Origin of the sequence: Mycobacterium bourgelatii (genome assembly GCF_010723575.1) — a bacterium.
Lineage (GTDB): Bacteria > Actinomycetota > Actinomycetes > Mycobacteriales > Mycobacteriaceae > Mycobacterium > Mycobacterium bourgelatii.
Window position 1 is genome coordinate 809,594 of the sequence record NZ_BLKZ01000002.1, and the last position, 20,625, is coordinate 830,218.

The window sequence follows — 20,625 nt, forward strand, 5'->3', positions numbered from 1 at the left end:
GGTGTGGGATATGCACCCGGAATTGCTGTCGGAGGGCCGCCGGCCCCACCTTCGACGAGCCGGCCCCACGTGCGCCGACGAAGGTTTCCGTGGCGGGGTGGTCATCGCAAGGTTTCCTTTCGGCAGGTCGAAATGGCGTCATGCCGCGGCTGACAGTTTCCATGGTGGCCTGGAATGGCAGAGCCGGCTTGCAGCGGCCGAACAACCGCCGCGCCCCGGTTTGTCGAGGTTCGACAGAGATCTGTGCAGCGACCTATCCGCGTGCTAAATTACGGTGCCAATGGCATCGAAAACTGTCTTGACGACGAATCCGACGGCCGCATCGGCCGCGTTCACGCCCGCGACGTTGGGCCCGTTGACGCTGAAGAACCGGTTCATCAAGGCGGCGACTTTCGAGGGTCGGATGCCGCGCGGCGAGGTGACCGACGACCTGATCGACTTCCACGTGGAGGTGGCGCGCGGCGGTGCGGCGATGACGACCGTGGCCTACTGCGCGATCTCACCCGGCGGCCGGGTGCACCGCGACACCATGGTGCTCGACAGTCGGCGGGCGGCGGCGTTGCGTCGGCTGACCGACGCCGTGCACGCCCACGACACGCTGGTGTCCGCCCAGATCGGGCACGCGGGTCTGGTGGCCAACACCCGGTCCAACCGCACCGGCACGCTGGCGCCGTCGACCCGATTCAGCGCTCCGGCGATGGGCCTGGTCCGTGCCGCTACGGCCGAGCAACTCGAGGAAGTTGTCGACGGTTTCGGCGCAGCCGCCCGCAACGCGGTCGACGCGGGCTTCGACGCCATCGAACTTCACCTCGGGCACGGCTACCTGTTGAGTTCGTTCTTCAGCCCAAACCTCAACAAGCGCACCGACCGCTACGGTGGCGACACCGTCCGACGTGCGGAACTGGCACGCCGAGTCGCCGAGCGGGTGCGCCGCGAAGCCGGCGACGGCGTCGCGGTGACCGCGAAATTCAACATGGACGACGGAGTCCGGGGCGGCTTCTGGCTCACCGACAGCCTGCCCACCGCGCGACTGCTGGAATCCGACGGCCACCTCGATGCCCTCGAACTGACCGGAGGCAGTTCCCTGCTGAACCCGATGTACTACTTCCGCGGTGAGGTCCCGATGGCCGAGTTCATCGCCTCCCAGCCCGCCGTCGTCGGGTTGGGACTGCGGGTCATCGGTCGCCGCATGTTCCGCACCTACCCGTTCGAAGAGGCGTACTTCCTGCCGCTGGCCCGCCAGTTCCGTGAGGCGCTGAAGATGCCGTTGATCCTGCTCGGTGGAGTGAACACGATGGACACCGTGGAGACGGCGCTGGGCGAAGGATTCGAATTCGTGGCCATGGCCCGCGCGCTGTTACGCGATCCCGGCCTGATCAACAGGTTCCACGCGGACGTCACCCGGGAAGGGCTCTGCGTGCACTGCACGAAATGCATGGCAACCATCTACAACGGGACCCGGTGCGTGCTGCGCCCAACTCCCGCTGCGGTCGTCTGAGAAGGGCACGACATATGGGTACCTACGCCGTCACCGGAGCGGCATCCGGAATGGGTGCGGCCGCCGCTGCGCGCTTGCGGGCCGCCGGCCACACCGTGATCGGCGTCGATATCAAACAGGCTGATGTCGTTGCGGACCTCTCGACACCGGGCGGACGAACCGACGCCGCGCAACGGGTACTCGCGGCCACCGACGGGCAACTGGACGGCGCCGTTCTCGCCGCCGGTCTGGGCCCCAGCAGCGGCGCCGATCGGCCCCGCCTGATCGCTCAAGTCAACTATCTGGGAGTGGTCGAACCGCTGCAACAGTGGCGACCCGCGCTGGCCGCCGCCGGCAACGCGAAAGTGGTTGTCGTGTCCAGCAATTCGACGACAACTACGCCGCTGGTTCCCAAGCGAACGGTACGGGCGCTGCTCAGCGGCGACGCCGACAAGGCGGTGCGCAGCGTCCGCCTATTCGGCCCGGCGCGGCCCGCCATCATGTATGCCGCCTCGAAGATCGCGGTCAGCCGATGGGTGCGCCGCCACGCCGTGCAACCGGAGTGGGCCAAAGCGGGCATACGTCTCAACGCGCTGGCCCCCGGCGCGGTGTTGACGCCGCTTCTGGAGGAGCAGCTGGCCAGCCCGCGGCAAGGCAAGGCCGTTCAGCGGTTTCCCATCCCCGTCGGGGGCTTCGGCGACCCCGAGCACATCGCCACCTGGGTAGAACTGATGCTGTCCGACGCGGCCGACTTCCTCTGCGGCAGCATCATCTTCGTCGACGGCGGCACCGATGCCCACTTCCGACCCGACGCCTGGCCGCGACCGGTGCCGGCGCGTCAGCTCATCAGCTACCTAAGGCGTTTCCGCGGATAGCCCGACGGCACGACGCGCCGGCTTTCTGATTAGCTGGTGGTAACTCGGCATAGGAGCGGCGCGTGATCACCTTGGACCGTTTGGTCAACGTCCTCGGCAGTTACGGGGTCCGCCTCCGCTGGTCTTCGGTGCCGAGGTCAACCGAACTACGCAACGTGGTGATCCACGAATCGTTTTCCGAGCGTCCCGTATTGGGTGACGTTCTGTTGGCCATTGGGGCCGGCTCGCTGGCGGAGGCGGTGCGCTGGGCCGTGTCCGCCCACGCCGCCGTGGTGTTGATGCGCGACACCAAGGAACCCATCTCGTTCGACGGTGATGCCGGGGTCGGAGCGGTGATGCTGGTCGACGACGCGCTTTCGTGGAGTGAGTTGGCCGCGGTGGTCTACGGGCTGGTATTGGAGGGCCGCGAGACCGAATCGGGTCGTGGCCCAACCGATTTGTTCGCGCTCGCCGACAGTCTGGCCGATGCGATCGGCAGTGCGGTGGTCATTCACGACGAATTGCTCCAGGTGCTGGCATATTCGCGGCACCAATTGCCCGCCGACCCGGCTCGAGTGGAGACGATTTTGGAACGGCAGGTACCCGAGGCCATGCGGGCGTCCTTGCAGGCCCGCGGAGTCTTGGCGCACCTGGCGAACTCCGATGAACCGCTGTTCGTCCCCGCTGACCCCGAACACGGTCTGACCGGCCGCATGGCGGTGGCGGTGCGCTCGGGACGAGAAATCATGGGGTCGGTGTGGGTCGGGTGTACCGCGCCGTTGGACGGAGCCGCGCGCAACGCGCTGGCCGAGAGTGCTCACACGGTGGCCCTGCATCTGCTGCGGTCACGAGCCAGCGCGGACCTGGAACGTCAGGTCGAGTCCGAGCTGGTGATCCGGTCGTTGGAGGGCACCCCGGATGCCGCCACGTTGGTGAGCCGGTTGGGTCTGCCTAACAGCAAACTGCGGGTGATCGCGATTCAAGCCTTCATCGGGCAGGAACGCGACGCCGCTCTGCTGTTGGCGTTCGAGCGCGCGACCGCCGGGTTCGGCTGGTCACGGCCGGGTCGCAGCGCGCTGGTGGGCAGCACCGTCTACACATTGCTTCCGGGTGACCCCTCGGCGGCGCGCCGCTGGGTCACCGGTTTGCGGGCCGCCTTGCCCGATCAAGTGACATTGTTGGCCGGCATCAGTGGAGCGGCCAGAGTGGCAGACCTTGCCGCCGCGCGCCACGAGGCCGACGAGTGCCTGGCACTGCATGAGGTGTCGCCGGAGACCGCACCCCCGGTGTACGACGAATCATGGGATGACATCCTGCTGCACCGACTGCGCACCGCTTCCCGGACAGGCCGGGCCCCGGACCGTGGACCGGTGGCCGATTTGCGTCGCCACGACGAGGCCAACGGGACCGAATACGTTGCGACACTTAGGGCTTGGCTAGAGGGCCAAGGCGACCCGGCAGAGGCGGGCGAACGTCTTGGCGTACACGAGAACACCGTGCGCTATCGGATGCGCAAGATGGCCGAGATCACCAACCTGACGCTGGACGACGCCAAGAAACGATTGGCCATGATGATCCAACTCGCGGCCACTGAATCTGACTAGGCGCTGACTAACGGTCCCTAGCAGCCCCGGCACTGGCCACCGCGCGCAATTTAAGACAGTCAACGCACGATTCGGCGGGGCCACGTTGTCGAATTTCGACAATCTTCGATCGCGCGGTTGTCGAATCACGTCAAACACTGTGGTCGCAGCGACGGCAATATCAGAAGTAACACAGAAGTTACTTGCGGAGGTTGCGATGTACGTCGACCAGGTTGACCGAGCGCCGCCGCCGTGACGTCGTAGCACGATCACGGGTCGGCGGTTAGTCGTACGCGCGCCGACCCGCACTCCACCACACCTTGCGTGAGTAGACACGCGGCACCGGAGCAGCGGGCTGATTCCTCCCCTGTAGTTCCGCGCTCTTAGGCCAGCGAACTCGCGCCCACAAAGTCGTCAGGGGCGGTTGCTGCGCTCTTGAGCCCGCCCCTGGCGACGTCCAATGGACGCCGAATAGAGAGATCAGACAAGTGACCGCTACGCAATGCAACTGCGACCACGCCAGATTGGGGCCAGATTGGGCGTCCGAACTCGACGCCCTGCGTTCGCTGCGCGTACTTGAAGTTCCTGATGACTCAATGGATTACGACGCGACGGTCGTAATCGACTACCCGACGCGACAAGAACGTGCCCGCGAGCTTCAAGGGCTGCTCGCTAGAGCGGTCGTCGATGAGGAAGCTTCCGGTGGCGGCGTCGCCGCGCGGGGCACGGTGCCCAGTGGCGCGAGCCCTACCCCCGCATTTTTGAAGCCTTTGCCCAAGCAAACACGTTTGTGAACAAGCAAATCCACACCCGACGCACGGACGCAGCCCACATCTGTTCAACGACGAGGAGAGGGGTCTTGACATGAGGAACCGAGTTCTACGCCGGGGCGCCCTGGCGCTAGGCAGCGTGATCGCTGCCGTAGCAATGCCATTCGCACTTGCCGCACCGGCGAGCGCGGCTACCGATGCGAAACAGTTACCTCCCTACTGGGGCCACAAGAAATACGGCTCGATCGCCGTCGCTACGGACGGCTCGATGGGTCACGCGGTGCGCCAGAAGTCACGTACGCAAGCCGAGCAGCAGGCGTTGCAATCGTGCGGTAGCCACTGCGATATTGCCGTCACCTTCACCCTCTGCGGTGCCGTCGCGCACGATGGCGACAGGTATCACGGGGGAGCGGGTCTCGACCGCAACCAGGCCGGTCACGACGCGATGTCCAGGCTCGGTGGCGGGCGAGTTGTCGTAACGGCCTGCAACTAGTCGCCCGCCCGAAACCCGCTTCCCTGCAGCGTGATCCGTTCAGGTGGCGTCAGTCAGCCCACTGCGCGGTGAACGCGGCGACGGACTTGGCGACCCGGTCGCGGGCGGCGTCGGGGTCGGGGAAGACGCCGGCTAGGCCGGTTACGGCGCGGTCTGCCAGTGGCCGCCACTTCTCGACCCAACCATCGATGACCTCCCGGTTGGCCGGGTTGGCCGCCAGGGCGTAGCGGGCCAGTGCGATGTGCCAGGCTTGACTCCGGGTGGTGTCGACCCGGGACTCCTGCAGCAGGGCAGCGGTCAGACCATCACCCCGGTCGCTGGCCAGGTCGACGAACGCCTCCTTGAGGAGCGCGTCGAGTGCTGGTTTGACGGCCAGGTTCAGCGCGACGAAGGCCTCGCCCCAATCGTAGGCCAGCAGCAGCCGTTCCAGCGTCTCGCGGGCCGGTTGCCACAGCTCGTCGTTCTCCCAAATGCGCCGTGTCTCTTCGGTGTTGGCCAGGTGGGTGCCGTGGGACAGGGACAGGGACTTGGCCCGGTAGGCGACCCACTGCAGCGCCCGTAGTTCGTCGGCGGCCTGGAAGAACGCCGCATTGGTGATGTAGGCGCTGGGCGCCAGCTGTCCCACGTAGAGGCTGGTGATCTGCAGGACGTGGAACAGGTAGCGGCTGGGCACGTAGACGCGGTTGAGTGTCTCGACCCAGTCAGAGTTGAGCGTCGCGTCGTGGTCGAGCGCCTCGTAGTGGTCGACGACGCCCTCCGCGTAGACCTCGCGGTCGTGCTGCAGGGCAATGTAGCGGCGGTAGTTCAGCGCCGCCGGGTCGCGGAAACCCTCCCAGTCCTCGGCTTGCAGCGGTGAGCCCTCGCGGTGCTTGAGGTACCAGCGGTTGATGGCGCTGCCTGGGTCGAGGTCGAACGGGGCCGGCTTACGGTTGAAGTGATAGTGGTAGTTGCCCGTGACGGCCTCGTATTCGGTGGGCTTGCGTCGGGTGTCCCCGTTGAGGCTCCACGTCTTGCGCGGACGGGCTTTTGCGGTGGTCATGGGTGGTCAGTCCTCTCGGTCCAGGTACCAGTGCAGTTCGTCGTCGCCGATGTACCGGATCCGGCCGGCGAATCCCGACAGCGCCGGTTCCAGGGTGGCCAGTGGGAACTCTTGGCCCGCAGCGGCTTCCAGGCTCGCCCGAGTGATACGTAGGAATCGAGGGGCGTGAATACGCACGTATCCGGCATGGTCGTCGATGGTGATGTCGACGTCGGGGTTGTCGACTTCGGCGGCCTCGATGACCGCCGCGACGATGTCGGGGTCGAAGCCGCGAACCACGGGACCGACGAGCTTGTCTCGTTCGGTTGCAGCGGTCATCGGTGGTCTCCTTCGGTGATCGATATGGTGATCTGGTCGCCGTCAAGGCGTACCGGGTGGCTTTGCAGCCGGCAGTTGGCCGGATTTACCCCGGCGCCGGTGTCGAGGTCGAACTCCCAGCTGTGGGCGGAGCAGGTCAGAACGTTGTTCTCGACCTCTCCGTCGGCCAACGGGAAACCGGCGTGCGGACATAGGCCGTCGAAGGCGCGTATTTCTCCGCTGCGCAGGTGGGCGAGCAGGATCGGCCGGTCGCCGACGTAGAACTCCGCCACCTCGCCCTCCCACAGGTCATCGAGCGTGGCGACCGGCGTCCAGGTGGTCGCACTAGTCATAGAAGGCCTCTACGTGGTCCAGCGGTTGGACCCCGGCCGCCGTGATGCCGACGCTTGGATCCAGTACGACACCGTTGTGCCGCAACCGGATCGGCGCATCGCGCTTGGCGACGCGGTGCCCGACGACGTGATGGGCGATCGACGCGGTCACCGCCTCAACGGTGTCAGCGTCGTCGACGGGGACGAGCAGTTCCATCACGTCGCCCTCGAACAGTGCGGTAAGGGGAAGCAATGCCATCGTCTTAATCCTTCGATCCGTTGGTCGAACCATTGAATGCCCACGCGTAGTTGTCGGCATCCTGGCCTTGCTCCTCGGGGGAAAGACCGAAGTACTCCAGGATGGTGCCCAGATCGGGTGGGCTGATTTCGCCGGAAAGGATCCGGTCGAGCAACGCCTGGTGCCCGGCGAACCGGTCGGGGCGCTGGGTGAAGATCCACTTGCACGGCTCCGAGCAGAACAGGTACTTGCGGCCGTTGTGCACGTGTGACGGCGGGGTCGGGTCCGAGTGCGCCCCGACGGTCACGCCGGCGGCGCGCACGATCGGCAGCTGGCACAGGTTGCAGGTGATCGGCACCGTCTCCGGGAAGGTCGCTGCGACATCGCCGTTGCGGATGTTCTCGATGATGACGTCCCAGTTCTTGCCGAAATCACGGTTCCAGCCGGGGTACTTCTTCTCCAGCCACAGCCGCTCTTCCTCGGAAACGCCGGCGTCGGGGTTCCACCACACGGTCGGGCGGTAGTACCACACGCCCAGGTGGATGGCGTGGTGATACCAGGTCAGCTCGTTGATGAATTCCTCCCAGTACCAGGGGAATTCGAGTCCATAGTCACGGAACTGGTCGGCGAACTGCTTGACCACCCAGTCCTCGATGAACTCTTTGAAGCTCATCCGGCGGCTTTCCAGCGGAGTGTAGTAGTCCATCGACAGGCCGGTCAGCAGCGCGAAGATGCGCCAGGAGCGCCAGAACATGTGGTCGATGAGGAACTGGCCCCACTCGGCTTCGCCGTTGTCGATGAGCACCTTGATGGTGGGCTCACCCTGCTGAGCGTGGCGTGCCTCGTCGGTCTGGATGGAGCTGATCAGGGCCCCGAATTCCAGGTCGCCGACGTCGATGGCGTCGGCGGCCATGCCGAGGAACTGCAGGTTGGTGAAGCCCGTCTCCAACGTGAAGGTCAGCTGCAGGGCGATGGACAACGCGTCGTTGGCGACGAACATGTCGTCGAACAGGTAGCGCACCGCAAGGATGATCCAGTTGTTGGTGTGGAACGCCTTGAGCGCCCAGTCACCACGGGGTTCCTTGTCGAGCAGGCCGTACGGGAAGAAGGCCTGGATCTGACCGTGGCGGATCTCGTCGAGGGTGCCGAAGGTGGCGGTGTTGCGCCAGGCCGCCGCGCGGCCGAAGCGCCCCATCCGGGCCTCACCGATGGAGGCCAGGTATTCGGGCATCGTGATCGCGCCGTAGTGGGCGACGATGACCGATTTCCAGCCCGGGTCCAGCTGGTCGAACAGCTTGGAGCGTCCGATCGCGTTCTTCAGCGAGTAGGTCGTGGTGTCTTTGGTGACCTGGTTGTGTACGTACTCGCGGTATCCGACCTTGTAGGGCTCGTCCCATTTGAGCCATCCGTCGGTGGAGACGCGGTGCGTGCCCGAGAGCTCCTCAGGAAACACCTCGTCCTCGGTGACGTAGCGGAAGGTCCAGTTGGTGTCGCGAGCGAGGTCGTACCAGTCACTACGGGAAAGTTTGGGCATTAGTCGTCCTTGTCCGTCATGGGCTGCGGTGTGTGCCGCGTGGAACTGCGTTGATGACGCGAACGCACTCATGATGCGACAAATCCAAAGGACTCCTAATGGTTAGGATCAAGCTGATTCACACTGTCAGGACGCGAACCCGCGGTGGTTACCATCCGGTGGGTGCGCCTGCGGTCAGCAAACGCAAGGAGAAGGGTCCTGGGAAGCGGGATGGCAATCACGGGCAACGACGATCGCGCTGCCTATGGCGTCGTGTATCCGGGCGCGGTCGCGACCCTGTTGCCGACGCCCGGCAAACTGAATGAGGTCGTGCCCTGAAACCCGAAACCTCGCGTCACCATAGTCTTGACTCGAAAGTCGTCGCGGCGCTGGACCGGGTTGGTGACGCGCTGCACGTGCTGGCCAGGCGGGCGGCGGAAAGTCACGATCTGTCGAGCACGCAGATGCGCGTGCTCAATTGGCTGTTTGTCGGCCCGCCGCCCGTCGCACGCAGCACCACCCTGGCTCGCGAACTCAACGTCTCGGAACCCACCGTCAGCGATGCCATCGCCGCGCTGGTCCGCAAGGGTTTGGTGGTCCGCAGTCGAGATCCGAACGACCGCCGGCGGCACGACCTGGTGTTGACCCAGGCGGGGCGCAAAATAGCGTCCGAACTGTCCCGGTGGACCGCGCCTGCGGAGATCGCGACATCGAAGTTGAGTCGCGCCGAAGCTGAACAGCTGCTCGACACGTTGCTGCTGGTCATATCGAAACTTCATGATGCGCAGCTGCTTCCGGTCGTGCGTGCGTGCAGCAACTGCGTCCAGCTCATAACCATCGGAACCGATACCAGGACCTATCACTGCGGGTTGTACGACCTGCCGATGACGGTCTCGGATCTGCGCGTCGACTGCGCCGACCACGCCACCGCGTAACGGAAGGCGTCACGCGCACTGGGGCCGCGCTATGGGGAAGGGCAGCTCATCCGCTCGGACTCCGGCAGGTCGAGATAGCGCTCGAGGTTGCGGTGCATGTTGATCACGCGCCGCTCCTCGCCGGACAGCACCAGGTGCGTGAGGCCAGGTTGATGCAAGCCACGTTGTAGGCCGGGGAGGACCCGGATGTCCTGGGTCAAAACGATGCCCGGCTCGGCTTCGGCCGCGGACACCCGCACGTCGGTGGGCTTGTTGCGCGGTGCGCCGGGCGGCATGCGCGTCATCAAGAACATCACCATCTCCCCGTGATCGGGGTCGGGGCCCGGCCGCGAGCACATGATGGTCAGGTGGTCCGCATTGGCCAGCAGCGTCATGTTCGGGAACACGTTGTACTGGTGCAGTCGGGTGATGCGGTCGGTGTCGGCCCAACTCAGATCGACACCGCGGGTGGCCGCGAATTCACGGGTGCGCGCGGCGATCAGATCCTGGACGGTTTGCCCGGGCTGCCGCTCCTCGGCGGGGAAAGGGGTGCCCTCGGGGGCGCCCATGAGAGCGCCCTGGGTGTAAACGTAGGCATCCCAGACTTCCTCGTCGCTCAGCGTGCCGTCGAACCGGGGGCTCGGCACGCCATACGGTTGATCGGACTTGCCGGCATGAACCCAAATCTGTTGTGGCGCATGAATATCATCAACACAGCGGAGCAGCTCTGGATGCAGCGTCTGAATGTGGTAGGTCTCACTGTACCCGTCGGCGATCGTCTTCCAGTTTGCCTCGACTTCCACAGTAAGTGTTGCGTAACAACGGAAGTCGCTCAGTCGACACCAGGCGATGTCGTCTGGAACGGCGTCCAGGTACTCGACCAGCGGCATCGCGTCGAGGTCGAGATTGACGAAAACCAAGCCCTCCCATACGTCGACCTTGGCCGGCACCAACGGGAAGTCCGACATCCGCAGCGAACCGAATCCCTTGCGATTGGGTACCCGCTTCAGTACGCCGGTCAAGTCCCAGGTCCATCCGTGGTAACCGCACTTGAGCTCGCGCAGTCCCGAACCGGACCCCACGCACAGCGAGTTCCCTCGGTGGCGACAGGCATTCTGGAACGCGCGCAGCACACCGTCGTCACCGCGAACGATCAGCACTCCGTAAGGCCCGCAACGGTATTCGAAGTAGTCGCCGGACTCGGCCACGTGGTCGACCATGCACGCGACCTGCCACACCCTGGGCCACATCCGTTGGATCTCCAGCGCGGCGAACGCGGGCGAGTAGTAGCGCTCGGCCGGGACCAGCGTCGGGCCGGCGGGTGGGGTGCCAATGGCGTCCTCGTCGCGAGAACGCGCCGGATTGCCGGCGGCCAGCGAGCTACTCATCTCAGCGCGCGCCGCGCACCAGCCGTCCGGGACGAGCCCCGGTGTCGACGTCGTTACGCCGGGTGACGGTCCCGCTCACGATGGTCGCCGCGTAACCGCTGGCGACCTGCAAGATCCGGTTTCCACCGGCCGGCAGGTCCCAGGCCATCGCGGCCGGGTGCAGGGTCAGGGCGTCCATGTCGATGACATTGATATCCGCCTTCTTACCCGGCTCGATGGTGCCGCGGTCGGTGAGGCCGAACAGGTGCGCGGTGTCGCGGGACTGCTTGCGGATCACGTACTCCAGCGACAGTTTGTCCCCGCGCTGCCGGTCACGTGCCCAGTGCGTCAACAAGAAGGTGGGATACGAGGCGTCGCAGATCATCCCGCAGTGCGCGCCGCCGTCGGACAGGCCGAGCACTCCGGCCGGGTGCAGCAGCATTTCCCGGATCGCATCGTGATTCCCGTCGGCGTAGTTGAACAGCGGCAGCATCAGCATGGCACTGGCGTCCCGCTCGAGCATCAGGTCGTAGAGGGTCGACAGTGGGTCCTCGCCGCGCGCCTGCGCGATCGCCTGGACGGTGCGATCGGGCGTGGGCTCGTAGTCCGGCGGGTCGCCCAATGCATACAGACGGTGCAGTGAGTGCTGCACCAGGGCGAACATCCCGTCGAAGAGCAGCGTCGGGTCGACCGGCAAGTCGTCTTCGGCCAGGATCGCCGACTTGACCGCTGGATCGGCCAGGCGCTGTGCCAAGTCCTCCCGGCTGCACTCGGCCTTCAGGCGCCGATAGGTGGGCCGGTGGCTGAAGCCGTGGTGTCCTTGGAAGCCGATCATCATGCCGAACGGGCGAGCCGCGATCTGCGGATGCAAGCGGGCGCCCTCCGCGTGTGCGGCCGCGGAGAGGTCCAGCATCTCGCGCCACAGCTTGGGGTCGGCGTCGACCTGGATGAGCGCGAAGGAGACCGGTCGGTCGATCTCGGCGCTCAACCGCCGCATCCAGTCCAGTTCCTTCTTGGGCGCGATGATGTCCTCGCCCGCGGAGCCCTGCGGTGCGAGTTCGAAGACGGCCTGGCCGCCGGTCGCCATCGCGCGGCCGAGGCCGAAAAGCTCGTCCTCGGCGGCGAAGGTGCCGGGTACCGGTTCCCCGTCCATGGCGCGGTGGCCCAGCGTGCGCGATGTCGAGAAGCCGAGAGCACCGGCCTCGATCGCCTCGGTGACCAAACGACCCATCGCCTTGATGTCCTCGGCCGTGGCCGGCTCGTTGCGGGCGCCCCGCTCACCCATCGCGTAGGCGCGGATCGCGCCGTGGGCGACCTGACTGCCGACGTCGATGGAGTACCGCTGCTTGTCGATGGCATCGAGGTACTCCGGGTAGGTCTCCCACCCCCAGGTGATGCCTTCGGTCAGCGCTGTCCCGGGGATATCTTCGACGCCCTCCATCAAGCTGATCAGCCAGTCTTCGGTGCCGGGGCGCACCGGCGCGAACCCGACGCCGCAGTTGCCGGTGACTACGGTCGTCACCCCGTGACCGCTCGACGGTTGCAGACTGCTGTCCCAACTCACCTGCCCGTCGTAGTGAGTGTGGATGTCGACGAACCCGGGTGCCACCACCTTCCCGGCGGCGTCAATAGTCTCGGCCGACACGCCCGACTCCAGACCGAGCCCCGAGTCTGAGCCGTCCGGGCCGCGGCGGACGACGTCGACGATCTTGCCGTCCTTGATGCCGATGTCAGCGCGATAACGCTCCGCGCCGGTGCCGTCGACGACAGTGCCTCCGATGATTTTCAGGTCGAACATGACCACCTCTGAACCATGTAGGTCGCCATGGGCCAGGAACTCGACGGGAACTCGACGGAGCGATGACCACCGATACCCGTAGTAGGCCGGGCGGCGAGGCTGGGCTGGGGACGGTTATTACGCTACGCCTAGGAGCGTAAACAATCTACGTCTTCAGACGGACGGTTTCGTCAAGTGGTTCCAGGTCAGTCTGACGTTGGTTCCATGCGGCGTCGGGTCGATCGTCGCCTCGTCGGCGAGTGCACGCATCAACGGGATTCCGCGTCCGCGCACCTGGTAATCGCATGCCGCGGGGCCTTGGGCGGGGACGATTTGACGCCAGCGGCCGTGATCGCTGACGGTCACGGCGAGGGTGTCGGAATCGACGTCATAATTTGCGCTGACGTCCATCGTGCCCCGTTGCGGTGCACCGACGTAAGCAAATTCGGCGGCGTTGGAAAGGGCTTCGCTCACCGCAAGCAGTAGATCGCTGAAACGTTCGGCTCCGAGCGTGAAATGACGGTCGAGCCAACGACGGAATTCGACACGCGTGCGAGATGCGGTGTGCGCATCGGCGGCAATCCGCCGTCGCACAAAGCGAAATCGATCGTCGATGTTAGACGTCATATCCGGTGGTGGTATCCGGCGATTAGTTAGCGCAGGCCGGCCTGGTATTACGCACCAGCTATACCGCTCAGCGCACTGTCCAGGGTGCTGTAGAGCGGGAAAACGGAGTCGATCCCCGTGAGTTTGATCGGTCGGCTGGTCGCAGGGCCGTCTGCGACCACCGCGAACTGCGTTGCCGGGACAGCCTCGGCATGTGCGGAAACAAGAACCGTCATACCGGCCGAAGCAAGGAATTCAACTTTCGACAGATCAACGATCAAAGCCGGCGGCTTCGCCGTCATCGCGCTGCGTATCGCGTCCGCCAACTGCGGCGCGCTGAGCATGTCCACTTCGCCCGAGACGGCGACCACCACCGCGTCATCAGCCTGGTATTGGCTTACCTCAAATACGGTTCGATCAATTGGATCGCCGGGTTGTTCGACCATGTCGTATCTCACATCCGTCCTCGGGGGGAGCCACCCCGGTAATCAGACAATCGCTGCTAAGCCCGAGGCTGTTTCTTCAACCTCTGTGCCGTTACCTGCCGATTCAAAATCGGCAGTTCGGCTCGATCGTGCGCGGCAAAAGCGGAAAGCAGCGACGCCGAGTCGTATTACATCCTAAAACGTGTAACGAGCGCTGTCGCAGTTCAGGTCCAGGGTGACCGTTCGCGCGTGTCCCATGGACACCCGAAACGGGCCTGCAGAGAGCCCTACAGAGGTGATGCCTGTTGGGTCAGGTCCACGAACAGGTAGGCCAGGCAGAACAGGAAGTTGAGCACAACCAGGAGCAGGCCGGCGAACATCAGCGCGCGGGTGCCCCGCCGCTTCAGCCGCTTGATCTTGGCGCTGCGCTGTTCTCGGCAAAGTTGAGTGGCGATGATCGCGAAATTGACGTTGGTCAGTTCGTGCTGGCCGGCGGGGGCACCCGCCAGCAATTCCTGCAGCCGTCTCGGTTGGGTGTGCACCCCGACGCAGGCGAAGCGTCGGCACAGCCGTCGCGCCTGCCGCCGCCCAAGCATCTGTCCGCGCACCGGTAGCTGATGCGAGAGGTTTCTTCGTTCGTCGCCCCAGGAGTTGGACGGGGTCACAAGCGGGGATTCTAGAACGCTGGCGTGGGGAAATGGCAGCCTTCGCGCAAACAAATTCCTGCTTCTTTCGGCGGAGTCATGCCCGCGCCCGTGGGTGGGGCGGTGACCGGGCAGACTTGAACCGATTTCGGTGCCGCACCGTGGTGCTGGGCGGGTGCCTGAGACCGGCGTCGGAAGGACGGTGCGCGTGGAGCCCCACGATCAAGACGAGCTGCATGAGGGACGGGCTCGCCGCGACCGACGGCCGTCCGCCCGCGACCTCCTGACTCGCCGGGGCGCTCTGCTCGGCCTAGGTGCAGTGGCCGGTTTCGCCGCGGTCGACGTTGGCGGGTTTGCCTATGCCGGCGGATGGCTCGATGGGTGGACAAGTCCCCGGCCCCTGACCCCATCGAGATTCGCCGATCGCTTCGAGCGCGTTTACGGCCACCATGACGGGTTTCGCCGGAACCACGCCAAAGGCCTCAGTGCCACAGGCACTTTCGCGAGCAACGGCGCCGGCGCAGCCCTCTGCCGCGCCTCGATCTTTCAATCGGGGAGTGTGCCGCTGACCGGGCGATTCTCGCTGGGCGGCGGTCTGCCCGATCAGGCCGACAAGCCGGACACCGTGCGCGGGCTAGGGCTGTTGTTTCAGGCCGCGGACGGCCAGCAATGGCGCACGGCGATGATCAACCTTCCCGTCTTCACCGACAGCACCCCGCAGGGCTTCTACGACCGTCTGCTCGCGTCCAAACCACAAACAGACACCGGCAAGCCCGACCCGGCGAAGTTGACCGCCTTCCTGGACCGGCATCCAGAGACGGTCGCGGCAATGAAGATCATCAAGGCGAACCCGCCCACCACCGGATTCGCCGACAGCAGCTTCTACGGTTTGAACGCCTTCTACTTCACCAACAGTGCCGGTGCGCGGGTTCCGGTGCGCTGGTCCGCGGTTCCGCAACAGCAAGTCACCGCGCCGACGGATGCAATGCCGGAACGAGGTAGGGACTACCTGTTCGACGGCCTGATTCGCATGCTGGCCCACCGCCCGCTGACCTGGCGGCTGGTGCTCACGGTCGGTGAGCCGGGAGATCCGACCAACGACGCCACCAAGCCCTGGCCGCAGTCACGCAGGACTGTCGACGCCGGCACCATCAACATCACGGCCGTGCAAACCGAAGCGGCCGGCAACGCTCGGGACATCAACTTCGATCCGTTGGTGCTGCCCAATGGCATCAGCAGCTCGGACGATCCGCTTCTGAGTGCCCGATCGGCCGTGTACGCACGTTCGTTCACCCGCCGCGCCGAGGAAGACAAGTCGCCCAGCGAAGTTGACGTCGCACGGGTGCTCGCATGACGGATGCGCCCGTGCCACGCTTCGCCCTGCCATCCCGAATCTTGCACTGGCTCATGGCGCCCATGGTTATCGCACAGCTGCTGATCGGCGTAACCATGGTCGCGTCCTTGAGCTACTACCCGTTGCTGCTGGCGATCCACCGGCCGTTGGGTGTGTTGATCCTGGTCTTCGCGGTGGTGCGGTTGATCAACCGGCTCACCCACCGACTGCCGCCGTTCCTGGAGACCATGAGTCGAACCGAGCGGCGCATCGCGTCTTGGTCTGAATACCTGCTGTACGGATTGCTGCTGGCCCAGCCCCTGGTCGGGTGGGCCATGCTGTCGGCCGCGAGATATCCAATGGTGGTTCTGATCGGCCCGGTTCGACTGCCCGGCATCGCACCGCACAACCTCGATCTGTACGCGGTGCTGCGCCAGACACACAATGTGCTTGCTTTTCTGCTCTTCCTGACCTTCACCGCGCACGCGTGCGCGGTTCTCTTCCACACGCTTGTGCTGCGCGATCGACTCATCGATCGCATGGCGGTGTGGCCCACCAAAGCCGCAACGGCTGACCGGGTCGAAGGGTGATTTATTCGAATTTCCGTGTGCTGCATCATCGACATCGTTGCGGCGATTAGAAGATGCGGGAGTATGTTGCGCAATTTCAGAAAGCGACATGGTCACGCCGGACATTCGCGTATGGAACCTGTCGTTGGTGAAATCCGTCCCGAGTTCCTTGCCCCACCCGGAACATCGTTGCCCGAGGTAACGGTGGTCGACAACGTGGCCGTACCACCGGATGAGAGGGTGCACCGCGGCGGAAATCGCTGTCACCAATTGTGGGAGTGAAATTTTCACCGCAAGTGAAGGGCGCTTCGATCGGTTAGCTTCCTCGATACCTAAATCGAAGACATCCTTGCATTCGACGGGTTACCCGTTGGTACATTCTCATGATGCTCTTTGCCGCCCTGCGTGACATGCAATGGCGAAAGCGCCGCCTCGTAATCACGATCGTCAGTACCGGACTGATCTTCGGGATGACACTCGTTCTCACCGGGCTGGCGAACGGGTTTCGCGTCGAGGCCCGGAACACCGTGGACTCAATGGGTGTCGACCTGTTCGTCGTCAAGACGGGGGCGGCGGGACCGTTCCTTGGTTCCATTCCGTTCCCCGACACCGACCTGCCCCGGGTGCAGGCCGATCCCGGCGTCCAGACAGCGGCCCCCTTGGCCTGCCTCGGCACACTGATGAAGGACGGCAGTGGGACGCGCAACGTCACCGCCTTCGGAGCGCCGGAACGCGGACCCGGCATGCCGCAGGTATCAGAAGGTCGGACTCCGTCCGCGCCGGACGAGGTCGCGGCGTCCAGCACCGTGGGCCGGAAGATCGGCGACAAGATCGAAGTGGGGACGCACACCTTGCGGATCGTCGGCATCGTGCCCAACTCCACCGCAATGGCCAAGATTCCCAACATCTTTCTGACGACCAAGGGGCTGCAGCAGCTCGGGTACAACGGGCAGTCGCTGATCACGTCGATCGGAATCAAGGGCTCGCCGCAACACTTGCCGGAGGGCTACCAGGGCTACAGCAGGAGCGGCGCGGTCGACGAGTTGGTGCGGCCGCTCAAAGTCGCGGTGAATTCGATCAAGATCGTCGCCGTGCTGCTGTGGATCGTCGCTGTGCTGATCGTCGGATCGGTGGTGTACCTCTCGGCGCTCGAACGGCTGCGTGACTTCGCGGTGTTCAAGGCGATCGGCACCACGACCCGCGCGATCCTGGGAGGGCTTGCGCTGCAGGCACTCGTCGTCTCGTTGCTCGCTGCGGCGGTGGGCGTAGTTCTTGCACAATTGCTCGCGCCGCTCTTTCCGATGATCGTGGCCGTGCCCGCGGGTGCCTATCTGGCTTTACCGGTTGTCGCAATTGTCATCGGTCTGCTGGCCAGCCTCGCCGGACTCAGGCGTGTGGTGGCGGTCGATCCCGCGCTGGCATTCGGAGGTCCTTGAACGGTGGGCGATCTCAGCATCCAGAACCTCGTCGTCGAGTACTACAGCGGCGGCTATGCCCTGCGGCCGATCAATGGGTTGAACCTCGACGTCACCGCTGGGTCGCTGGTAATCCTGTTGGGGCCCAGCGGTTGTGGGAAGACCACACTGCTGTCGTGTCTCGGCGGCATTTTGCGGCCGAAGTCGGGGGCCATCAAGTTCGACGACGTCGACATCACCACCCTCGAGGGCAGCGCGCTGGCCAAATACCGACGGGACAAGGTGGGCATCGTCTTTCAGGCGTTCAACCTGGTGCCGAGCCTGACCGCGCTGGAGAACGTGATGGTTCCCCTGCGTTCGGCCGGATGGTCGCGCGCGGCGGCCCGCAAGCGCGCGGAGGAGCTGCTCACCCGCGTCAATCTTCAAGAGCGGATGAAACATCGACCCGGCGACCTGAGCGGCGGGCAACAGCAGCGCGTCGCGGTGGCACGCGCGATCGCACTGGATCCGCCGTTGATATTGGCCGACGAACCCACCGCGCACCTCGACTTCATTCAGGTCGAGGAGGTGCTGCGGCTGATCCGCGAACTCGCCGACGGCGACCGCATCGTCGTGGTCGCCACCCACGACAGCCGGATGCTGCCCATGGCCGACCGAGTCGTCGAGTTGACACCCGATTTCGCGGAGACGGACCGTGAACCCGAGACCGTGGAACTGAAGGCCGGCGAAGTGCTCTTCGAGCAGAGCACGATGGGTGAGCTGATCTACGTGGTTGCCGAGGGCGAATTCGACATCGTGCACGAACTGGCCGATGGCGGTGAGGAATTGGTGAAGGTGGCCGGCCCTGGGGACTACTTCGGCGAGATGGGTGTGCTGTTCCACATGCCACGTTCGGCCACGGTGCGCGCCCGCACCGATGCCAAGGCCGTCGGCTATACCGCGACGGCATTTCGCGAGCGACTCGGAGTGGGTGGCCTGCGCGACCTGATCGAGCACCGCGAACTGGCCAACGACTGATCCCTCGAGTCCTTGCTCTAGGCCATGGCCTCGATCACGAGGTGAGCAAAAGCGCGGTCGTGACGAGCATGACCGCCGCGGTAAGGCCGTGCACTCCCCAGGCGATCGACTTGGATCCGCCGCTGGCGAGCACGATGGCCGTGTCGCCAACCGGAATAATCGTGGCGGCCAACATGATCCAACCGAGCAGGTGCGTGGCACCCGCCGCCAGGAGAATGATGACGAACAGCCCCGACGCCATGTCGCGGATGCCCTTGACGCTCAGGTAGGCGCGGACAGAACGCTCGTCGAGCTCCGCTGACACACCGTAGCCGGCGGCGGCGACGCGCGGGGCGACGATGAATCGTGCGCCGATGAAAATGATGCCCGCGGCGATGACTCCGGCGAGTGTGTAGCCGATGGTGGTGGTCATGTCACAGCTCCCGGGGTCGATTTGGCGAAAACGATGTGGGATCAAGGGGAATCGACTGAACGTCAACGATCTCGTCGACGTCGAAGCCGGCCATGTCGGTGGCGAATTGCGGGCTGGCCATGACATCTCGTACGACGCACTCTGGATCGGTCGCCGGCGGGTAGCCGATCACCGCGACGAGGCGGTTCGCACCGGCGCCGCGTTCGGTCCACACGCCGTGGGTGGTGACGCCGAATCCTTCGAAGGTAGCCAGATGGCGGGCCCAGTGCACCGTCGCGTAGCGGTGCAGCGCTTCGGCCGACCGTAGGGTGTAGATCCTGAGCTGAAGCATCGGTTTGCCTTCGTGTCCGGGGCCGGGGAATCAGACCGTCAACGCCACGCACAGCGCGGCCAGCGCCAGGCCCTGCAGCGCGGCGCGGGCACCGATGATGTTGTCCCACTTTGCTTGCAGCACACGCCCGTTCGGTAAGGACTGCTTGGCCTCGGCGGCCGCGGTCAGTTGCCGATTGATGGGTGCGCTCACCCGGGTGTACAGCACGATCCAGACCAACAGCAGGGCCAGTGCAATGCCGGCAGCGATCGACTGTGCCCAGTGCCCGGCCGCCACCGCCAGGGTCACCGTTGCCGCGGTGGCCAGACCGCCGATGATCCCAGGTACTGGCATTCGCCGGTCGCCGTAGCGGTGCACGCTGCCCATGACCGCGACCAGGGCACGATCGTCGACAGCCGCCAAGGCCGGTCGCAACACGATCGCGGCGAACACGTCAGTGCCGTAAACGACCGCGGTTCCCAGCACAGCGACCAGTGCGGCGGCGCGGAAGATGAGGTCCAAGGTCATGCGGCAACTCCGTTCAGGACGACTGCTAGCAACGCTAACCCCTGGCAGCGGCGGTGTCAATAGCAGTGCTAGTTTTTCTAGCTGTGCTATCGTATGGCCGTGGCCACCCAGGATCGGCGCGAGCGGGAGCGGGCTGAACGTCGGCAGTTGATCATCACGACGGCCCGCAAGCTGGCCGAGGCTGAGGGCTGGGATGCGGTCACCACGCGACGGCTGTCCGCCGAGATCGAATACAGCCAGCCCGTGTTGTACAAGCATTTCGCAGGTATGGAGCAACTCGCAGATGCCATCGCGGTTGAGGGGTTCGGTGAGCTTGCGGAGACGAGCCGGGATGCTCGGCTAGGCGCCGATACGGCCGCCGGTGCCCTGGCCCGGATCGCCGACGCCTACCTCGACTTTGCCCGCGCCAACCCTGCCGTGTACGACGCCATGTTCGCTCGTGCGACCAAGTTGCGGTTCGCCGCCGTCGACACACCGCCCGAGCTGTCGGCGGCCTTCGCCGAATTGCGCCAGGCCGTCAGCCTCGTCGACGGCGAGCGGGACGCGGACGCGCTGACCGAGGTGCTGTGGGCCGCACTGCACGGTTTGGTCACCCTCGGTCGTACCGGCCGGCTGCGCCCCGGCTATGACTCGGAGCGTCTGCAGCTTCTCGTAAACCTGTTCACCGACTGACCTTTGGGCTGAGGACGGTGCTAACGCGTGTCATCACCTG

23 protein-coding genes are annotated in these 20,625 nt (G+C 65.1%); 10 read left to right on the plus strand and 13 right to left on the minus strand.

All coding sequences use genetic code 11. The annotated features are described in order from the left end of the window. Positions 1 to 280 precede the first annotated feature (280 nt). The 4 genes from G6N68_RS28710 (at position 281) to G6N68_RS28725 (ending at position 5,177) form a co-directional block, all read left to right on the plus strand. The gene (locus G6N68_RS28710) at positions 281 to 1,498 is read left to right on the plus strand and encodes an NADH:flavin oxidoreductase (protein ID WP_275900030.1); all 1,218 of its coding nucleotides are present in this window, start codon (positions 281 to 283) and stop codon (positions 1,496 to 1,498) included. Between the two features lie 14 nt (positions 1,499 to 1,512). Continuing rightward, positions 1,513 to 2,352, plus strand: coding sequence for an SDR family oxidoreductase (locus tag G6N68_RS28715; protein WP_163719519.1), 840 nt, complete (start codon positions 1,513 to 1,515; stop codon positions 2,350 to 2,352). Between the two features lie 62 nt (positions 2,353 to 2,414). Beyond that, positions 2,415 to 3,935, plus strand: coding sequence for a PucR family transcriptional regulator (locus G6N68_RS28720; protein ID WP_163719520.1), 1,521 nt, complete (start codon positions 2,415 to 2,417; stop codon positions 3,933 to 3,935). 843 nt (positions 3,936 to 4,778) lie between these two features. Beyond that, positions 4,779 to 5,177 (plus strand): DUF4189 domain-containing protein, encoded by a 399-nt coding sequence (locus tag G6N68_RS28725; RefSeq protein WP_163719521.1) that lies wholly within the window; start codon positions 4,779 to 4,781, stop codon positions 5,175 to 5,177. A 49-nt stretch (positions 5,178 to 5,226) separates the two neighbouring features. Here the strand turns inward: G6N68_RS28725 and G6N68_RS28730 are convergent, their stop codons facing one another. Genes G6N68_RS28730 through G6N68_RS28750 form a run of 5 tightly spaced genes read right to left on the minus strand, consistent with a single transcriptional unit; the run spans position 5,227 to position 8,617 of the window. Continuing rightward, the gene (locus G6N68_RS28730; protein ID WP_163719522.1) at positions 5,227 to 6,216 is read right to left on the minus strand and encodes an aromatic/alkene monooxygenase hydroxylase subunit beta; all 990 of its coding nucleotides are present in this window, start codon (positions 6,214 to 6,216) and stop codon (positions 5,227 to 5,229) included. Between the two features lie 6 nt (positions 6,217 to 6,222). Next, positions 6,223 to 6,534, minus strand: coding sequence for an MmoB/DmpM family protein (locus G6N68_RS28735; protein ID WP_163719523.1), 312 nt, complete (start codon positions 6,532 to 6,534; stop codon positions 6,223 to 6,225). Further along, positions 6,531 to 6,866 carry a Rieske 2Fe-2S domain-containing protein gene (locus G6N68_RS28740; protein WP_163719524.1) on the minus strand — a complete coding sequence of 112 codons (336 nt, stop codon included), beginning with the start codon at positions 6,864 to 6,866 and terminating at the stop codon, positions 6,531 to 6,533. Before G6N68_RS28740 ends, G6N68_RS28735 begins: the two co-directional genes overlap by 4 nt. Continuing rightward, positions 6,859 to 7,104, minus strand: coding sequence for a toluene-4-monooxygenase system B family protein (locus G6N68_RS28745; protein WP_163719525.1), 246 nt, complete (start codon positions 7,102 to 7,104; stop codon positions 6,859 to 6,861). The genes G6N68_RS28740 and G6N68_RS28745 overlap by 8 nt, the downstream gene beginning before the upstream one ends. A gap of 4 nt (positions 7,105 to 7,108) precedes the next feature. Then, complete coding sequence (locus tag G6N68_RS28750) at positions 7,109 to 8,617, minus strand: YHS domain-containing protein (RefSeq protein ID WP_163719526.1); 1,509 nt, start codon at positions 8,615 to 8,617, stop codon at positions 7,109 to 7,111. 395 nt (positions 8,618 to 9,012) lie between these two features. Between G6N68_RS28750 and G6N68_RS28755 the strand changes: the two genes are divergently transcribed. Continuing rightward, positions 9,013 to 9,531, plus strand: coding sequence for a MarR family winged helix-turn-helix transcriptional regulator (locus G6N68_RS28755; RefSeq protein ID WP_163719527.1), 519 nt, complete (start codon positions 9,013 to 9,015; stop codon positions 9,529 to 9,531). Positions 9,532 to 9,560: 29 nt separating this feature from the next. Here the strand turns inward: G6N68_RS28755 and G6N68_RS28760 are convergent, their stop codons facing one another. From G6N68_RS28760 to G6N68_RS28780, 5 genes are all read right to left on the minus strand, one after another. Then, complete coding sequence (locus tag G6N68_RS28760) at positions 9,561 to 10,898, minus strand: aromatic ring-hydroxylating oxygenase subunit alpha (RefSeq protein WP_163719528.1); 1,338 nt, start codon at positions 10,896 to 10,898, stop codon at positions 9,561 to 9,563. 1 nt (position 10,899) lies between these two features. Continuing rightward, positions 10,900 to 12,675 (minus strand): N-acyl-D-amino-acid deacylase family protein, encoded by a 1,776-nt coding sequence (locus G6N68_RS28765; RefSeq protein ID WP_163719529.1) that lies wholly within the window; start codon positions 12,673 to 12,675, stop codon positions 10,900 to 10,902. 153 nt (positions 12,676 to 12,828) lie between these two features. Then, on the minus strand, positions 12,829 to 13,281 hold the full coding sequence (locus tag G6N68_RS28770) for an ATP-binding protein (RefSeq protein ID WP_163719530.1): 453 nt from the start codon (positions 13,279 to 13,281) through the stop codon (positions 12,829 to 12,831). A gap of 47 nt (positions 13,282 to 13,328) precedes the next feature. Then, positions 13,329 to 13,706 carry an STAS domain-containing protein gene (locus G6N68_RS28775; protein ID WP_163719531.1) on the minus strand — a complete coding sequence of 126 codons (378 nt, stop codon included), beginning with the start codon at positions 13,704 to 13,706 and terminating at the stop codon, positions 13,329 to 13,331. A 266-nt stretch (positions 13,707 to 13,972) separates the two neighbouring features. Further along, the gene (locus G6N68_RS28780) at positions 13,973 to 14,350 is read right to left on the minus strand and encodes a hypothetical protein (protein WP_240355970.1); all 378 of its coding nucleotides are present in this window, start codon (positions 14,348 to 14,350) and stop codon (positions 13,973 to 13,975) included. A gap of 211 nt (positions 14,351 to 14,561) precedes the next feature. Here G6N68_RS28780 and G6N68_RS28785 point away from each other — a divergent pair, with 211 nt between their 5' ends. From G6N68_RS28785 to G6N68_RS28800, 4 genes are all read left to right on the plus strand, one after another. Beyond that, positions 14,562 to 15,683 carry a catalase family peroxidase gene (locus tag G6N68_RS28785; RefSeq protein ID WP_240356032.1) on the plus strand — a complete coding sequence of 374 codons (1,122 nt, stop codon included), beginning with the start codon at positions 14,562 to 14,564 and terminating at the stop codon, positions 15,681 to 15,683. Continuing rightward, on the plus strand, positions 15,680 to 16,252 hold the full coding sequence (locus G6N68_RS28790) for a cytochrome b (RefSeq protein ID WP_163719532.1): 573 nt from the start codon (positions 15,680 to 15,682) through the stop codon (positions 16,250 to 16,252). Before G6N68_RS28785 ends, G6N68_RS28790 begins: the two co-directional genes overlap by 4 nt. Positions 16,253 to 16,617: 365 nt before the next feature. After that, entirely contained in the window at positions 16,618 to 17,667 is a 1,050-nt protein-coding gene (locus G6N68_RS28795; RefSeq protein ID WP_163719533.1) for an ABC transporter permease, read from the plus strand. A gap of 3 nt (positions 17,668 to 17,670) precedes the next feature. Further along, on the plus strand, positions 17,671 to 18,663 hold the full coding sequence (locus tag G6N68_RS28800) for an ABC transporter ATP-binding protein (protein ID WP_163719534.1): 993 nt from the start codon (positions 17,671 to 17,673) through the stop codon (positions 18,661 to 18,663). A 34-nt stretch (positions 18,664 to 18,697) separates the two neighbouring features. Here the strand turns inward: G6N68_RS28800 and G6N68_RS28805 are convergent, their stop codons facing one another. From G6N68_RS28805 to G6N68_RS28815, 3 genes are read right to left on the minus strand one after another with little or no spacing between them, the layout of a single operon-like run. Further along, on the minus strand, positions 18,698 to 19,075 hold the full coding sequence (locus G6N68_RS28805; RefSeq protein ID WP_163719535.1) for a DUF4267 domain-containing protein: 378 nt from the start codon (positions 19,073 to 19,075) through the stop codon (positions 18,698 to 18,700). Between the two features lies 1 nt (position 19,076). Continuing rightward, the gene (locus tag G6N68_RS28810) at positions 19,077 to 19,406 is read right to left on the minus strand and encodes an NIPSNAP family protein (RefSeq protein WP_163719536.1); all 330 of its coding nucleotides are present in this window, start codon (positions 19,404 to 19,406) and stop codon (positions 19,077 to 19,079) included. Between the two features lie 30 nt (positions 19,407 to 19,436). Next, positions 19,437 to 19,913: a DUF1772 domain-containing protein gene (locus tag G6N68_RS28815; RefSeq protein WP_163719537.1), complete on the minus strand. Its 477-nt coding sequence runs from the start codon at positions 19,911 to 19,913 to the stop codon at positions 19,437 to 19,439. 99 nt (positions 19,914 to 20,012) lie between these two features. Here G6N68_RS28815 and G6N68_RS28820 point away from each other — a divergent pair, with 99 nt between their 5' ends. After that, on the plus strand, positions 20,013 to 20,585 hold the full coding sequence (locus G6N68_RS28820) for a TetR/AcrR family transcriptional regulator (RefSeq protein WP_163719538.1): 573 nt from the start codon (positions 20,013 to 20,015) through the stop codon (positions 20,583 to 20,585). Positions 20,586 to 20,625: the final 40 nt, after the last annotated feature.

Coding starts and splice junctions, on each gene's coding strand:
- G6N68_RS28760 (WP_163719528.1), bottom strand. CDS start 10,898: ATGAGTAGCTCGCTGGCCGCCGGCAATCCGGCGCGTTCTCGCGACGAG.
- G6N68_RS28810 (WP_163719536.1), bottom strand. CDS start 19,406: ATGCTTCAGCTCAGGATCTACACCCTACGGTCGGCCGAAGCGCTGCAC.
- G6N68_RS28735 (WP_163719523.1), bottom strand. CDS start 6,534: ATGACCGCTGCAACCGAACGAGACAAGCTCGTCGGTCCCGTGGTTCGC.
- G6N68_RS28815 (WP_163719537.1), bottom strand. CDS start 19,913: ATGACCTTGGACCTCATCTTCCGCGCCGCCGCACTGGTCGCTGTGCTG.
- G6N68_RS28765 (WP_163719529.1), bottom strand. CDS start 12,675: ATGTTCGACCTGAAAATCATCGGAGGCACTGTCGTCGACGGCACCGGC.
- G6N68_RS28770 (WP_163719530.1), bottom strand. CDS start 13,281: ATGACGTCTAACATCGACGATCGATTTCGCTTTGTGCGACGGCGGATT.
- G6N68_RS28790 (WP_163719532.1), top strand. CDS start 15,680: ATGACGGATGCGCCCGTGCCACGCTTCGCCCTGCCATCCCGAATCTTG.
- G6N68_RS28740 (WP_163719524.1), bottom strand. CDS start 6,866: ATGACTAGTGCGACCACCTGGACGCCGGTCGCCACGCTCGATGACCTG.
- G6N68_RS28715 (WP_163719519.1), top strand. CDS start 1,513: ATGGGTACCTACGCCGTCACCGGAGCGGCATCCGGAATGGGTGCGGCC.
- G6N68_RS28725 (WP_163719521.1), top strand. CDS start 4,779: ATGAGGAACCGAGTTCTACGCCGGGGCGCCCTGGCGCTAGGCAGCGTG.
- G6N68_RS28730 (WP_163719522.1), bottom strand. CDS start 6,216: ATGACCACCGCAAAAGCCCGTCCGCGCAAGACGTGGAGCCTCAACGGG.
- G6N68_RS28805 (WP_163719535.1), bottom strand. CDS start 19,075: ATGACCACCACCATCGGCTACACACTCGCCGGAGTCATCGCCGCGGGC.
- G6N68_RS28750 (WP_163719526.1), bottom strand. CDS start 8,617: ATGCCCAAACTTTCCCGTAGTGACTGGTACGACCTCGCTCGCGACACC.
- G6N68_RS28710 (WP_275900030.1), top strand. CDS start 281: ATGGCATCGAAAACTGTCTTGACGACGAATCCGACGGCCGCATCGGCC.
- G6N68_RS28745 (WP_163719525.1), bottom strand. CDS start 7,104: ATGGCATTGCTTCCCCTTACCGCACTGTTCGAGGGCGACGTGATGGAA.
- G6N68_RS28775 (WP_163719531.1), bottom strand. CDS start 13,706: ATGGTCGAACAACCCGGCGATCCAATTGATCGAACCGTATTTGAGGTA.
- G6N68_RS28795 (WP_163719533.1), top strand. CDS start 16,618: ATGCTCTTTGCCGCCCTGCGTGACATGCAATGGCGAAAGCGCCGCCTC.